Consider the following 13174-nt stretch of genomic DNA (forward strand, 5'->3'; position numbering starts at 1 on the left):
TAAGGCAGTGTTCCTTACGCTTATTTTATTACTTATTCTATCCTCATCAATCAACGCACTCGAGATACGTACGTAGGCTTCTATAACATTGTTAATTGGCCGGTAATAAGTGTATCAATAATAAATGGTACATACACGAGTAATGGCATAATCATAGTGATATCACCAGGGAGGTTATTAAACCAGGAATACACGGCCTTCACAGGTATTGGATTAATAGGCGGTAATTACCTCCTGATTGACGGTATCATCTATGCCAATGGTACGATAGATATTGCCGAGTTAATGCCAATAAACTCATCAGTAAGTCTAGGCACCATCAATAATGGGGCCATCGCACAATTAGGCATTAATGTCACTACGTATCCCACGGATTACGAAATAATTGGACAACGTACATACCACATAGGCCAGCTAGAGAGGGGGTCCTCAATTAACACGGTGGTAAATAGTAACGTATTGGTAATTAATGGTAAGCAATTAGTTGGTACGCGAAATAATGAAGTCAGCATCATGAAAGAGGAAATGCGTAGTAGCCATGTAATTATTTATTTAATAATTGATTTTACATTAATTGCAACCACAGCCCTAATTGCATTGTTATTGATAATGCCATTACTTAGGTACCAGGTATACGATGATAAGGAGTGCATCAATGAGTCGTTCGCGAAATTCGTAAGGAGACTTGGCGTTAAGGACCCATCATTAACCCATAGGGATATTCGTAATTACTTAATGAGAAGCTCTAAAGTTAATGATGACATTATTGATAGGTTAATTAATTACTATGAGGTAGCCATTTATGGAAATAGGCCCGTTAAATGTGAGGAATTTAAGAAGGTGATTAGGGAAGCTCTTAATGCAAATGTTCGTGGGAGGAATTGATGAGGCCGGTAGAGGACCCGTCATTGGGCCTATGGTTATGGCAATAGTTGTTGTGGACGATATGAATAGGTTGCGGGCTATGGGTGTTAAAGACTCTAAGGAGCTGAGCCCAACTGGTAGGGCTCGCTTATTTTCAATTCTTAAATCAACATTAAACTACATGGACTATGAAGTCATAGAGCCCGGGACCATCGATAATTACGTATATATGAACGCTCTAAACATCCTCGAAGTCGAGATAGCCGCCAAATTAATCAATAGAGCGTTAAGTAATGTATCACCTCAGGTGGTGTATATTGACTCGCCTGACCCAAAGCCCGGGAGGTTTAGGGATATGGTTAAGAGGGGGGTTGAGGGCAATGTTGAGATTGTGGCTATGAATAATGCGGATAAGTTGGTGCCGGTAGTGTCTGCTGCGAGTATAGTGGCTAAGGTGGTTAGGGATTCGATTATTGAGGAGCTGCATAGGGAGTATGGGGACTTCGGCAGTGGTTATCCAAGTGATCCAAGGACGATAACATTCCTCAGGGATTGGATTAGGAGGCATGGTGATTTACCACCTATTGTCAGGAGGAGTTGGTCTACAGTGAGGAAATTACTTAGTAATAACCTGGATAGGTACTTATGATTATCGTAACTCATTAAGTATAAATACCTAGGGAATTATTAATTTATCGATGAGGACAAGCCTAATGGTGGCATTAATCGGATTAGTATTTATGGTTATAGGCTTCGTCCTATCCTCAATCGCAGGTAATGTACTAACCTCCTCATCATTCTTCGTAATAGGGTTCCTACTCAACATCCTGGGCATACTAATGATAAATAGGGATATTGAGAACCTCCTGGTAAAGCTGGAGATGGAGAGTAATAAGCCAAGTCCTGACGACATAAAGAGAAGGCCGCTTAGGAAACCGAAGAGGTGACCAACTCAACGCTAGACTTTACATACGTCTTTTGATTATCAACTTTGGTAATTTTTATTTACTAATTCAATAAACATTATGTAATTGGTGATTCTGTGAAGACGATATTAATAACGAGTGGTACGAAGGGCGGCACGGGCAAGACCACGATAGCCGTAAACATGGCCGTAATACTAGCCTACGAATTGAGGAGCAAGACTCAGTATCCTGTCGTTCTCATAGACCTCGGCCTTGATAGCGGCACAGCAACCCTGTTAATGCTTGGTAATGTTAATGAGCAAATGCCGTACACATTGGCTGATTATTTCATGGGTAAGATCCCTGACCCCCTCTCCACATTTTATGTGAAGACTTGGCAAATTGATGGTGATACCTTTAAACTGGTCTTCACGGCATCCCTTAGTCAATACCCAAGCCAGGTTAGGATTGATAGGTACCTACTCAGGGGCTTGCTAAATGCTGTGGAGGCTATTTCGCCGCTGTACGTGATAATCGATACACCAGCCCTTGGATTGTCCTACGACACATTAATAACACTGCTTGAGGTCAGCACTAACGCCATATTAATCGCCATACCTGACCACAGTAGTTTAAAGGCCGTTGGTAACGTGGTTAATCTAATACGTGATTTAAAGGCAAGTAATAAGTTATTAAAGCCAATATTGAATATGCTAAATGTTAAGTATCCTGTGGATGCCCTGAGCGGTTATCCATGGACGAAACTCCTCAGGGATATAGTTGGTATTGAGCCGCACGTGATTCCTTACGATGAGTTATTCCCAATAGTTAGGCAGGCGCTGGAGATAGAGAGTCTTAAGTTATCATTTTATGAGTCACCGGCTCTCGACTCAATTTTTAAGTACATAGATTACTTAATGGAGCAGCACCGCCAGGCTAGTTTAGTAGGGCACGCTTGTCGATGGTGTTGACATGGCACCAAATAGCGCATTCGCTAGGAATGGGGACATCGCGTAGACGAGGACAACCATTAATGTCAATACCACGCATGCCTAAACCCAAGGGATAACTCGCCCTCACCGAGTTTGCCAGCTATCAATCCCATGATGAAGGAATCTATTGTTATTGTGAAGGAGAAGGAGGTAGCTAGTAAATTAATTAATGGGTTAGAGGTTGGTCCACCAGTGGCGACTCCGCCGGGACCTACCCTGGTGACTATGGCAACAACCGAGAATATTAGGACTACTAACGTGACTATTAGTATGACGGCGCCTATGTACGGAACATACCTCAAGGGCCTTAACCTGGCCTCATGTTCTCCTGAACGCTAACTATCGATGATGCGAAGCTCGCGAGCATGTCGAGGACCTGCGGCGAAGCACCACCAAGGTCTATCGTCTCGGTGAGTAGGAATGTGAAGACCTTCGAGTAGTAACTATGCAGTTTAGGCATTATTGATGATAAGACCTCCCTAATTGGCACGCCATACCTGATTTGTCTAACCATGATATCGAGATACTTATCAAAGGCGCCATATCTCCTGGTATATCTTAATGTCTCAAACGTCTTCTCCGGAGTGAAGCCACTCTTCCTTAATTCAGTCACATCCCTAAGGAACTCCGCGTATTCCCTATCAATTTCCCACCTCTCACCAACAACCTTCATTGAATATATTGCGGTTGGTACGAAGGATAGGGCGAGGGTGAGCCCAAAAACTATCGTGAAATCCAGAGGAATTGGTAAACCATGAATGTAAATTCTATTACTTAAATCCCTATGAAAGAGCATTGTGTACTCAAGCACACCAAGCACCGCAGCCACGGCTATCGAGGCACCAGCCCACTTATAAGGCCTATAATCAGTGTATGGTGACCTAAAGGCCGATACCTCACCAAGGTATATGAAGGCTATTGATATTGCTGGCACGACGAACAATCCAAACATGTAGTTTGAGTTTATTGCCTGCATGAAAGCTGCGTACCTATTACCGAAGGGTGTTACGGCCTGGGCCAGGTAAAGCACGTCTAGGCCAATTAGGAGTATTGCTGCTGAACCTATGTAACTCTCCATGAGCATGCCGAGGAACTCCGCCGCCCTATTCATACGCTCAATTGCATTGCTAACAATATCATGGAGCCTAGTGTTTATGTAGTGAACAACATCACCACCGGTCCTAACCGTGGTTATGTAGCCACTAATGAACTCCCTAAGCGACCTACTCTCTATAACTGAGGATACGTTGGATAATGCAGTAAGTGGGTCCTCACCAAAAACCTTAAACCTAATGTAGCCCACCTGGCCACCCTACCCATGACCTCAAGTATTTTTGCCTCGGCAATTCTCTCCACAGCCCTGAACACGGAAAGGCCTGAGTTGGTTATCGCCGATACATAGGCAACGAAGAAGGGAAGTTCCGTGTCTACCTTAAAGGCTAGGTCACTTGCCGTTATCCTAGGCATCCCAATCATCATTTCATACACTATTAACGGCATGAGGATGAGGACGACGCCATTATTATTAGCACGAGATCCCTAACGCCGTACTGCGTCGAAAAGAGGAGTCTCATTTTAAGTAAAATCAGTGCATTGCTTAGATTCAGCATTATTAAGACAACGCCCAGTGGAGCCGTTATTGCAAGCATTATAGTCGTTATGAATAGAACCCTCGCCAGGTAACGCTCAGGCTTGTGAACGATAATGACGATGCAAGGCTCTTCTCTAGTCTCTCGTAAATTCTCGTATTCCTCAGCCTAAGGATTAGTGGTCCCATTACCGATAATGATAGTTCGTCTAAATCCACATTCTATTCTAAAATTTCAACTTTATAAATCTACCTCTACACGAAGTAAAGCAGTGCACGAATGATTATATAAACAGCAAACGCCATTATACCTAATGCCGAGACAAGCTTAATGGCAAAATCAACCCTAGAACCACCATAAACCTTACCAACATAGACAGCGTAAGGAAACACAAAGACCCAAATGAGAATGGCCGTAAATAAACCAGCCACACTAAAAATACCGAAAATGCTCATGAATGATAAACCCGCCGTAAACCACCAAAAAAAACTTGATAAGGATTTGTCAAACCCACGGAAATTCCCACGAAGTAATTAAGGAATGGAGATCTATTACCGCTGGAACTCTTAGGTGAGAAGGTGGACCTAAGTATTGATATTGCTAAGTACATCATTACTGCAAAGCCAACGAAGTAAAGATAATACACGTAGTGACCCAAGACCCTGGAGAAGAAGTACGTAATAACCATGAGAATACCATCTGCGGACATAGCCCCAAGACCAACACTAGTACCATGAATTGGCGAACGCGTAGCCTCGGCAGCAATTAACGCGTTCATAGGCCCTGGAGGAACAGCAAGGAGAAACCCAAAGACCATCCCAATCACAAAATCATAAATCTGTTGAAACATTACGAAACTTACCAACGCCTAAAATTAAAAATTACGCATAAATTTTAAATCAAAGATGATGAGGATAAACCCGACAGATAATGAAGAATGCTTGACCGGCTGAATCCATTGATTGAGTTAGCAGCACTACACAGAACTAAAGAAATAGAACAATTAAAGGCGATGACGAGACCAAATAGCTCCGCCCAAGGCCCACGGGTCTAATAAAAACAATAATCATCACAAATAATTTATTCCTGGTGCGGGGGCGGGATTTGAACCCGGGACCTCCCGGTTATGAGCCATACGCGGGGCTAACGCCCCAGGGCGCTCTAGCCGGGCTAAGCTACCCCCGCTGTATGGTCCTCACATTCTCCGGTTTAAAAGTGTTTTTCTATGGCCATTTTATTCAGGGTTATAGCCTTGGTATTTTTCTTCGTCTTTTTGGTCTTAGTGTGTATCTTAGTATGTACATGATTAGTATTAGTAGTATTAGTAGGAGTATGTCTTGAATTGGTGCTGCATAGCTTATTTGTGTTGTCGCTTGTTGGTTTTGTGGTTTATTTTCGTTGTACCATTGTTGTATTATTGTAGTTATTTCCTGGGCTATCTGTGGGTTCTTGATTATTATTCCGAGTTCCCTATTGTCGTTTAGTGAGTTATAATCGAGGTTTACACTGCCCACGTACACGTAGTCGCCAACGACTATTGCCTTTGCCGTTAGGTCACTAACCATCACCGCGCCTAACTCATTGACTGCCTCTTCATTCTCGGTATGCTGCCCAACGAGTACAAGCCTATCACTGTGTGTCAGTATTAGGCTGTACATACCTGAGGATGGATAAAGCTCCTCCATAGCAATGTAAAGGGTACCCGGCTGACTGAGTAGGTCCTCTAGGTATTCCACTGAGTTTATGGGCGATACAATAATGCCTGGGTAGTTTATCTGCGTGATTGATTCATTATGGTAGTCATTAAGTATTATTCCTGCAAAGACCTGGGCCATACTTGAGTTCTTAATCACGAGGTCAATACCCAGGTCTCTCTCGAAGCCGTAGTACGTTGGGTTTATTGAGCCTATAATCACGGTATCATTATCTATGACGAAGACCTTGCTATGCACATAGTCATAGCCATAATTAAAAGAGACATGAACACCCGAACTAATTAATTCATTAACGGCTGAATACTCCTCCTCGGGAATCCCACCATAGACATTGCCGGATAAAACCACGTAAACCTCAACACCCCTCTGAGCCAAGCTTACCAACTCATTAACCAGGGGTTGGTATGTCAACTCATAAACCTCAGCATACACGCAACACCTTGCTTCGCCAATCACATTGAGTATGTATGTTGAGTTTATTGGTGAAACAACAATTGATACTTGACTCGAGTTTACGGCAACAAACCAACCCTGCGCATGGGCATTCATGGATAATAACGTGATAGTAATTAACACGATAATTAAAGCAGACCTCATTAAAACGTAATTTCCCAATTAGTCATTTAAGTACAATACTAAAAATACGCAATACTACGAAGACCCTAGAAAAATGCTTTTAAATCAGAGAAAAACCAATCGCAATGGGCCCGTAGCTCAGCCAGGTAGAGCGGCGGTGGTCGGTAAGCCCAGCACCTACCGATCCGCCGATGCTCTTAACCCGTAGGTCGTGGGTTCGAATCCCACCGGGCCCGCCACACGGGTTGTTGATGTTTGTGTTTGTTGTTTTATTGTTTGTAGGTTGAGGGAAATTGAAATTTCATTATTCCATTCGTGTTCTTGCCAGGTCCATGAGCCTTAGGTGGAGTTTATGGTGAGGCGTTTAATTAATCTTCAGAGGTATTGACTTATGATAGAATCTTTATTTCTTAAGTTGCTTCAGGTGTTATGATCTTTAATTGCTCAATGCCGTATGGAGTGACCGTAAAAATGAAGATTGTAATTTAGTAAATGCTTTAAGATTATTTTTACCTGTAATTTTTATTATATAGATTTTGTTATTGCTTGTATTATTTCCTTTGTTTGCTCTATGCTTTTTTTGTAGTCCTTGCCATGCCTCGAGTGATACCCTTATCTTTACGTCCTTCCATCTATTAAGCACGTCATCAACGTACTTCTCGGCTCTCCTTAGGCAGTCTGGACATAGGTAGTACTTACCGAGTGGTATTACGTCGACTATCTCCCTATTCCTATGATTATTCATGTGGCACTCGAGCTCTATCCTCCTGACTCCATCCTCAAGCTCCCTAATGATATTCAGCTCACTCAGCTTTGAATGCACAGACTCCACAAAGTCGCTAATATACCTTAACTCCGAGTAATCCTCCGGCATGAAAACATTGGTTATATTAGCGATACTCCTAACATCATCCTCAATGAACCAATCCACGACACTAAGCAGGAACGCAGCATTTAACGTACTATCCAACCTGCTTATCAACTCCTCATTAACCCTGACCTTAGCCGCAGTACTACCATCAGGATTCAAAAACTCGATGTAAGGCTCCTTGCCAGTCACAATCCTATAATCACCCCAATCACCACCCCTACCACTCAACGATTCCTCAATACTCGACCACCAAACCCTATACTCACGCTGACCAACCCTAAACGAGACAACAAAACCATCAGTAAACATCGGCCTAGCTAAAACATCCACATTACCAATGACGTAATCCCTAGGAACCTTAATAGTGATCCTATTTCTAATCGAATCCCTGAGCATCCTTAGCTCCTTAATAATCCCAACAACATCCCCAAGACTAACCTCAACAAAACTCATACGATGGTTTGTTGCTGAGGATGCATTTAAATCTTTTTAGTATATTCTGGATAAAGATTTTATAGATCTCTATATTATATTGTAATTGTTCTCTTGTAGAAAGTAAAATGATATCACCATAATTAGAAAATGACATAACTTAATATTGAAGAGGAAGAAAAAAAGAGATATTGTTTGGTTTTAGCCCACGATAGTGGGCCTACCTGATATATCTCTACGTTTCTTTATTTTTGCTTTTATTTAAAGGTTTCTCCGGTGTTTTCTTTGGAATAGTCCTATCTTTATTATTATTTATTTATTTGCTGTTTGTAAAGTATCGTGCGAAGTAATTAATATTAAATAAGAGTTTGGATGGGTATTATCACGTGAATATTGAGGATTGTATAGAAGGTGGAATTAAATGCTCGAGGTATTCAGGGGTATTTGATTGCTTGATTGTTCATTTTTGGTTCCATGAGCTTGAGTTGACGGTTGAGTTTATTATAAATAATGATGGGTTGCTCAACTCGTTAATAGTTGATGGGCCGATTTTCCGAGGCCCAGGTAACTATGTTCAGGTTAGGTTTGAGGTTTATACGAAGTACTCATCCATATATAATAACGTCGTTCGTAATAAGGAGGGTGGTGATATCCTCGTGCGGATAATATGCAGGGGAGTTAGGAGGGAGTTATTGATGAGTTATGGTAATGAGGATTTCATAGACAATCCATGTAAATACGCCGTTGAGATGAGAAGTAAGGCGAGTAGCCCCAGTGACGATTTAACGCTGAGAGTAATCAATGACATAATGAGAAGCCTTAAGGTAGTGTCTACGGAACAAGTCTCCGATTTATTATCATGCTGACTGATTTAAACCCTAACCCTCAACAGCCTTTCTAATCCTCTCCATGCCCTCCCTAATCAACTTCTCATCAAGTGCAAAGCTCAGTCTCACATATTCCCTACCCATGTTAGTTTCTGAGAAGGCTGTTCCAGGCAGTACAACGACGCCATAATTCTCAAGAAGCCAATCAGCAAATCTCTCGACATCCATTCCCAATTTATCAAGTATCTTCTTAACCCTTGGATACATATAGAAGGCACCCGTACTCCTCCAAACCTCAATGCCCGGTATTTTACTCAATTCCTCATACATCACATCCCTCCTCCTCCTGAACAACTCGATCATAGTCCTGGAACTCCTCCAAGATGCCTCATTCCTAAGGCCTCAACGCCGGCCTTCTGCGCAATACTTGGTGGGCAACTATACGTGTTAGCCGCCAATCTCCTTATCGGCTCAATAACCTCCCTACTTGCCACTAAATAACCGAGTCTCCAACCAGTCATTGAGAACGTTTTGCTGAAGCCATTGGTATAGAGCACATAATTCCTCCACTCAGGCTCAAGCTCTAGAACGCTCTTGAAGGCCCCTGGCTCATAGACGAAGTTATCATATATCTCATCAACAATAACCAGTAATTTATAGTCCTTAGCGATCTCAAGGAGCTTCATAACCTCCTCAGCCTAAAGATGGCGCCTGTTGGATTGTGCGGATTGTTTATCACGATGGCCTTGGTCCTCGGAGTTATTGAATTCTCCATGTTCTCTAAATCGAGTCTAAACCCCTCCTCTGGATTGAACTTCATGGAGACGTAGATGGGCTTACCGCCAAAGAACTTCGTCAGCTCAGGATAGGCCGGGTATGTTGGGTCCGGTATTATCACCTCGTCGCCTGGCCTTATATAGGCCGCTATGGCTAAGAAAATGGCCGTCTTAGTCCCTGTGGTCACAATGACCTCGTCAGGCCTAACGCCAGCGTGGTACCTGTAATTAAGGTAATCAGCAATGGCCTCCCTAAGCTCCCTTATGCCCTCCGTCTCCGTATACCCAGTGAACCTCTCATCAAGTGCCCTCTTTGCCGCATTCACTATGTTATCAAACGTCGGTATATCAGGCTGGCCAATACCAAATGATATAACCTTAACACCCCTCCTCTCAGCAACCTCACGCGCCTTTGCCAAATACGTGAAGGCCTTCTCCCCCTGCAACTCCTTAACCGTGTCCTTTAGGTAATCATTAATTGGATTCATCAATTGGCATTACAATAGCCTCTTAATAACTATTTTTCAACAAATAATCTACATCACACTAATTACTACTATATAACATGCGGTTTTGAACATGGGCAGTAAGAATAAAGTTCAAAACTATTCAATCACTCCAGTGGTTTTAACGACATGTCATCCTCATAGGAAATCACGCATATGAACTCAGCCTCATCATTACCAACATTCTCAATCGCATGGGGCTCGTACGGGCCCGTAAAGAAGAAATCACCCGGACCAAGCTCATAGACCTTACTATCAATTCTAACCCTGAGCCTTCCCTTAAGTATCACAACAGCCTCAGTATACTTATGATTATGCAGAGGCATAATACCGCCAGGCCTAACTATGAACCTCCTAACCGCATACTTAGATCCATGATCCTTAGTTATTAACCACTGAACGTAAAAGCCCCTCGTTCCCCTTAGTATTTTTGAAACGTCCTCAAGCGGTACATTATTTATATTACCAACAATCACGATTAATTAATTAACAATAAGAGTAATTAAACAGTACTGTCACATTGGCACTCGCCGTACAAATGCATAGTACCTACTGTATTCTTGAACATTATCTGTATACATATATCTATTGGTATCCTCATTTGAGCTGTTCCTCCTTAGATTATTTTTATCAAACTTTATTCTAATCATACGAGTACCATATAACGAAGCTCTTTAAAAATCTTTCTACGAAGACAGGCCTTAACTCCTCATTCCCGTTTTATAAATTTAAATCTCTCATAAATGAGGACCACCCTGCCACCTTCTATAAAGAACTCAGCAGGTATCTTAGCGCCATTCATTAACGTGTAAAACCTGGCATAATCCCTCCTTACCTCATCAGGCACGAGAATCGTTGTTTCCTCAGTATACTTAGTTACGCTCCTCATTATTAGGTAATCTCCCTGACCCTGTATTGAGACCCTTACGGTGCCCCCATAAGTCTCGTAAGTGCCTTCAAGTCTCTTGTTAATGCTTTCGATGATGAATGATCTTAGCTCATTTGGGTCATGGCCAAGTAATTTACTTAATACGTAAATTCCCATCTTCGATAAGGAGTAACCCTCGGCATTCGCCATTATGATGACCCCCAATCTCTCACTTGGTACATAGGCCATATCCGCTGTATAAACACCAACATTACCACTATGCTCAACTAATTTTCTACCATAGAAGTCCTGACTTATTATTAACCCATAGCCGTATTTCTCATCGCCAATGATTCTCCAGGGAACGTCTATATACCCTCTCAGCAGTCTCAATCAACTCCTTACTCACTATCCTAACGCCATTGAGCTCACCCCTGTTAATGAGCATTGATACATACCTGGCCATGTCGATTACATTACTTAGTAATCCACCATCGGAGGTTATGCCAAATGGAAACCTACTTGGTATGTGCCTACCCTCCTTATCGATTATGTATGGAGTTGCAGCATCAGGATCCCTGAGAACCTCCTCGGCTGTGAAGTACGTCCTGGTCATGCCAAGCGGCTTAAGTATTTTCTCCCTAACAAAGTCCTCATAGGGCATTCCACTAACCCTCTTAATTATTAGGCCCAGAATTACATAACCCTCATTAAGGTAAAAGAACCTCTCGCCAGGCTTCGCAATAGCCCAATCAGAGGCATTCCTCATGAACGTTAGTACATCCTCGGGTGTGGCCAGTGGTAACCAATTACTATCAAGGCCGAGTGCACCATTTATGTAGGCCTCTGCATAACCAAGTGCGGGTAATCCACTGCTGTGCGTTAGTAGGTGGTGTATCGTGACCGTGCCCATTGGGTTCAACTTAATCGGTACGTACTTATCGACTGGATCCCCAAGGCTTAACCTACCCTCCTCAACGAGCCTTAGTATTGCCAATGCGGTGAAGGACTTCGTTATTGAACCAATACCATAAATTGTCCGTGGCGTTGCAGGTAATCCCTTATCAACATCCCTAAAGCCAAAGCCCCTGGCATAGATTAACTCGCCGTCCCTAACAACACCAATGCTTAGGCCAGGTAGTCTCGACTCCCTAATTTTATCGAGAATGAATTCCTCGATTTCCCCGAAATCCATCAATAAATTAATAACCCAAGGATTAAATTAACCTAATTGCGGTATTAATTCCCTGACATCGCAGGAGATCTCCCTTGTAATTTCATACCTATAGTCATTACCTGCCTTAACAACGCCCATCGATTCCAGGTACTTAACGAGGGCTGCCGTCTCTGTTAATGCCATGTACTTATTCATTGGGTCGAGTTCCATATACCTCTTATTATCCATCCACTTAAGCCTATTCGTTATTTCAAATATTGTTAGTTCATCATTCCTTAATGCATTTAATACCTCGCATAGCCTTGAGACCCTGTGCGTGATAATTTCGTTTATCCTATCATTAACATTGCATATCTCATACTCATGACCTGGGTATAAACAATTAAGGCTCATATTCCTAATCTTAATCAATGAGTTCAAGTAATCAAGAAGTGGATTACCTGGGTTTATTGGAGTTAAGCCACGTGGGTTGTTATTGTGGGTAGTATTAAGTCGCCCGTAAATGCAAGCTATAATCATCAAGTACTATTGATATATGACCTGGCGAGTGACCTGGCGTTAATAATACGTGCAACCCCTCAATATGTTCCTCCTCATTACCGATGATGATGTCCGGATTTGCAGCACTCAATCTCCTTCTGCTTGACAAGCCACTAATCACATTTTTATAAAGTTCCATCTCATTATTAGGGACTCCATAATACTCCGATAGTTCCAGGAATTCCTTAATGAATAAATCCCTATTAAGCATCTTTAGGACCTGCTCATAATCCCTCCTATGCATGACCACACTTAGACCAAGCCTACTACGTAATTCATTGGCTAGACCAGTATGGTCAATGTGCATATGCGTAATAAATAACGTGCCCAACCTGCAATTCGGTATTTTACTCAACTCATTAATTAGTGGATTAAGAAGCTCAGTGTTTGGGTAGCCAGCGTCGATCATTACGCATTCACCATCTCTCCTTACTACATATGAAAACACATAACCAGGCTCCATGGGCATGGATATCCTTAGTTGATAAACGAGACCATCAACCTTCTCAATAAGCCCTATCATTGCCCTATGAAGG

20 protein-coding genes, 2 tRNA genes and 1 pseudogene are annotated in these 13174 nt (G+C 42.3%); 6 read left to right on the top strand and 17 right to left on the bottom strand.

What is annotated here, in order from left to right:
- Positions 1–156: 156 nt before the first annotated feature.
- The 4 genes from JCM16161_RS02835 (at position 157) to JCM16161_RS02850 (ending at position 2740) form a co-directional block, all read left to right on the top strand.
- The gene (locus tag JCM16161_RS02835; RefSeq protein ID WP_054854932.1) at positions 157–885 is read left to right on the top strand and encodes a hypothetical protein; all 729 of its coding nucleotides are present in this window, start codon (positions 157–159) and stop codon (positions 883–885) included.
- Positions 860–1513 carry a ribonuclease HII gene (rnhB, locus tag JCM16161_RS02840; RefSeq protein WP_054854933.1) on the top strand — a complete coding sequence of 218 codons (654 nt, stop codon included), beginning with the start codon at positions 860–862 and terminating at the stop codon, positions 1511–1513. The genes JCM16161_RS02835 and rnhB overlap by 26 nt, the downstream gene beginning before the upstream one ends.
- 49 nt (positions 1514–1562) lie before the next feature.
- Positions 1563–1811, top strand: a complete 249-nt coding sequence (locus JCM16161_RS02845) for a hypothetical protein (RefSeq protein ID WP_054854934.1) — start codon at positions 1563–1565, stop codon at positions 1809–1811.
- 95 nt (positions 1812–1906) lie between these two features.
- A complete protein-coding gene (locus JCM16161_RS02850) occupies positions 1907–2740 on the top strand; it encodes an AAA family ATPase (protein WP_054854935.1) in 834 nt (277 codons plus the stop codon).
- A 65-nt stretch (positions 2741–2805) separates the two neighbouring features.
- Here JCM16161_RS02850 and JCM16161_RS14465 read toward each other — a convergent pair whose 3' ends face one another.
- From JCM16161_RS14465 to JCM16161_RS02865, 9 genes are all read right to left on the bottom strand, one after another.
- Positions 2806–3063: a hypothetical protein gene (locus JCM16161_RS14465; protein ID WP_243668837.1), complete on the bottom strand. Its 258-nt coding sequence runs from the start codon at positions 3061–3063 to the stop codon at positions 2806–2808.
- Between the two features lie 5 nt (positions 3064–3068).
- Positions 3069–4064: a type II secretion system F family protein gene (locus JCM16161_RS14470; RefSeq protein WP_243668839.1), complete on the bottom strand. Its 996-nt coding sequence runs from the start codon at positions 4062–4064 to the stop codon at positions 3069–3071.
- On the bottom strand, positions 3992–4261 hold the full coding sequence (locus JCM16161_RS14475) for a hypothetical protein (RefSeq protein ID WP_243668841.1): 270 nt from the start codon (positions 4259–4261) through the stop codon (positions 3992–3994). Before JCM16161_RS14475 ends, JCM16161_RS14470 begins: the two co-directional genes overlap by 73 nt.
- A complete protein-coding gene (locus JCM16161_RS14480; protein WP_243668843.1) occupies positions 4252–4410 on the bottom strand; it encodes a hypothetical protein in 159 nt (52 codons plus the stop codon). Before JCM16161_RS14480 ends, JCM16161_RS14475 begins: the two co-directional genes overlap by 10 nt.
- 8 nt (positions 4411–4418) lie before the next feature.
- Entirely contained in the window at positions 4419–4568 is a 150-nt protein-coding gene (locus JCM16161_RS14485; protein WP_243668844.1) for a hypothetical protein, read from the bottom strand.
- Positions 4569–4604: 36 nt separating this feature from the next.
- The gene (locus tag JCM16161_RS14490; RefSeq protein WP_243668846.1) at positions 4605–4805 is read right to left on the bottom strand and encodes a hypothetical protein; all 201 of its coding nucleotides are present in this window, start codon (positions 4803–4805) and stop codon (positions 4605–4607) included.
- Entirely contained in the window at positions 4802–5200 is a 399-nt protein-coding gene (locus JCM16161_RS02860; RefSeq protein ID WP_243668849.1) for a LysE family transporter, read from the bottom strand. The genes JCM16161_RS14490 and JCM16161_RS02860 overlap by 4 nt, the downstream gene beginning before the upstream one ends.
- A gap of 237 nt (positions 5201–5437) precedes the next feature.
- Positions 5438–5535: transfer RNA gene (locus JCM16161_RS14495), tRNA-Met, on the bottom strand.
- Positions 5536–5594: 59 nt separating this feature from the next.
- Positions 5595–6662: a phospholipase D-like domain-containing protein gene (locus JCM16161_RS02865; RefSeq protein WP_054854936.1), complete on the bottom strand. Its 1068-nt coding sequence runs from the start codon at positions 6660–6662 to the stop codon at positions 5595–5597.
- Between the two features lie 106 nt (positions 6663–6768).
- On the opposite strand from JCM16161_RS02865, the gene JCM16161_RS02870 reads away from it, so the two are divergent.
- Positions 6769–6880, top strand: a tRNA-Lys gene (locus tag JCM16161_RS02870).
- Positions 6881–7077: 197 nt separating this feature from the next.
- Here the strand turns inward: JCM16161_RS02870 and JCM16161_RS02875 are convergent.
- On the bottom strand, positions 7078–7965 hold the full coding sequence (locus JCM16161_RS02875; RefSeq protein ID WP_243668851.1) for a hypothetical protein: 888 nt from the start codon (positions 7963–7965) through the stop codon (positions 7078–7080).
- 365 nt (positions 7966–8330) lie between these two features.
- Here JCM16161_RS02875 and JCM16161_RS02880 point away from each other — a divergent pair, with 365 nt between their 5' ends.
- The gene (locus tag JCM16161_RS02880) at positions 8331–8810 is read left to right on the top strand and encodes a hypothetical protein (RefSeq protein WP_054854937.1); all 480 of its coding nucleotides are present in this window, start codon (positions 8331–8333) and stop codon (positions 8808–8810) included.
- 12 nt (positions 8811–8822) lie between these two features.
- Here the strand turns inward: JCM16161_RS02880 and JCM16161_RS14500 are convergent.
- From JCM16161_RS14500 to JCM16161_RS14525, 7 genes and pseudogenes are all read right to left on the bottom strand, one after another.
- Positions 8823–9457: pseudogene (locus JCM16161_RS14500) on the bottom strand (aminotransferase class I/II-fold pyridoxal phosphate-dependent enzyme).
- On the bottom strand, positions 9454–10035 hold the full coding sequence (locus JCM16161_RS14505) for an aminotransferase class I/II-fold pyridoxal phosphate-dependent enzyme (RefSeq protein ID WP_243668853.1): 582 nt from the start codon (positions 10033–10035) through the stop codon (positions 9454–9456). Before JCM16161_RS14505 ends, JCM16161_RS14500 begins: the two are co-directional and overlap by 4 nt.
- 125 nt (positions 10036–10160) lie before the next feature.
- Positions 10161–10529, bottom strand: coding sequence for a cupin domain-containing protein (locus JCM16161_RS02890; protein WP_054854938.1), 369 nt, complete (start codon positions 10527–10529; stop codon positions 10161–10163).
- Between the two features lie 233 nt (positions 10530–10762).
- Positions 10763–11314 (bottom strand): hypothetical protein, encoded by a 552-nt coding sequence (locus JCM16161_RS14510; protein ID WP_243668855.1) that lies wholly within the window; start codon positions 11312–11314, stop codon positions 10763–10765.
- A complete protein-coding gene (locus JCM16161_RS14515) occupies positions 11262–12116 on the bottom strand; it encodes a beta-lactamase family protein (protein WP_243668857.1) in 855 nt (284 codons plus the stop codon). The genes JCM16161_RS14510 and JCM16161_RS14515 overlap by 53 nt, the downstream gene beginning before the upstream one ends.
- 27 nt (positions 12117–12143) lie before the next feature.
- On the bottom strand, positions 12144–12518 hold the full coding sequence (locus JCM16161_RS14520) for a hypothetical protein (RefSeq protein WP_243668859.1): 375 nt from the start codon (positions 12516–12518) through the stop codon (positions 12144–12146).
- Positions 12519–12585: 67 nt separating this feature from the next.
- Positions 12586–13161: an MBL fold metallo-hydrolase gene (locus tag JCM16161_RS14525; protein WP_243668861.1), complete on the bottom strand. Its 576-nt coding sequence runs from the start codon at positions 13159–13161 to the stop codon at positions 12586–12588.
- Positions 13162–13174: the final 13 nt, after the last annotated feature.

The sequence above is a fragment of the Vulcanisaeta sp. JCM 16161 genome (assembly GCF_001316285.1).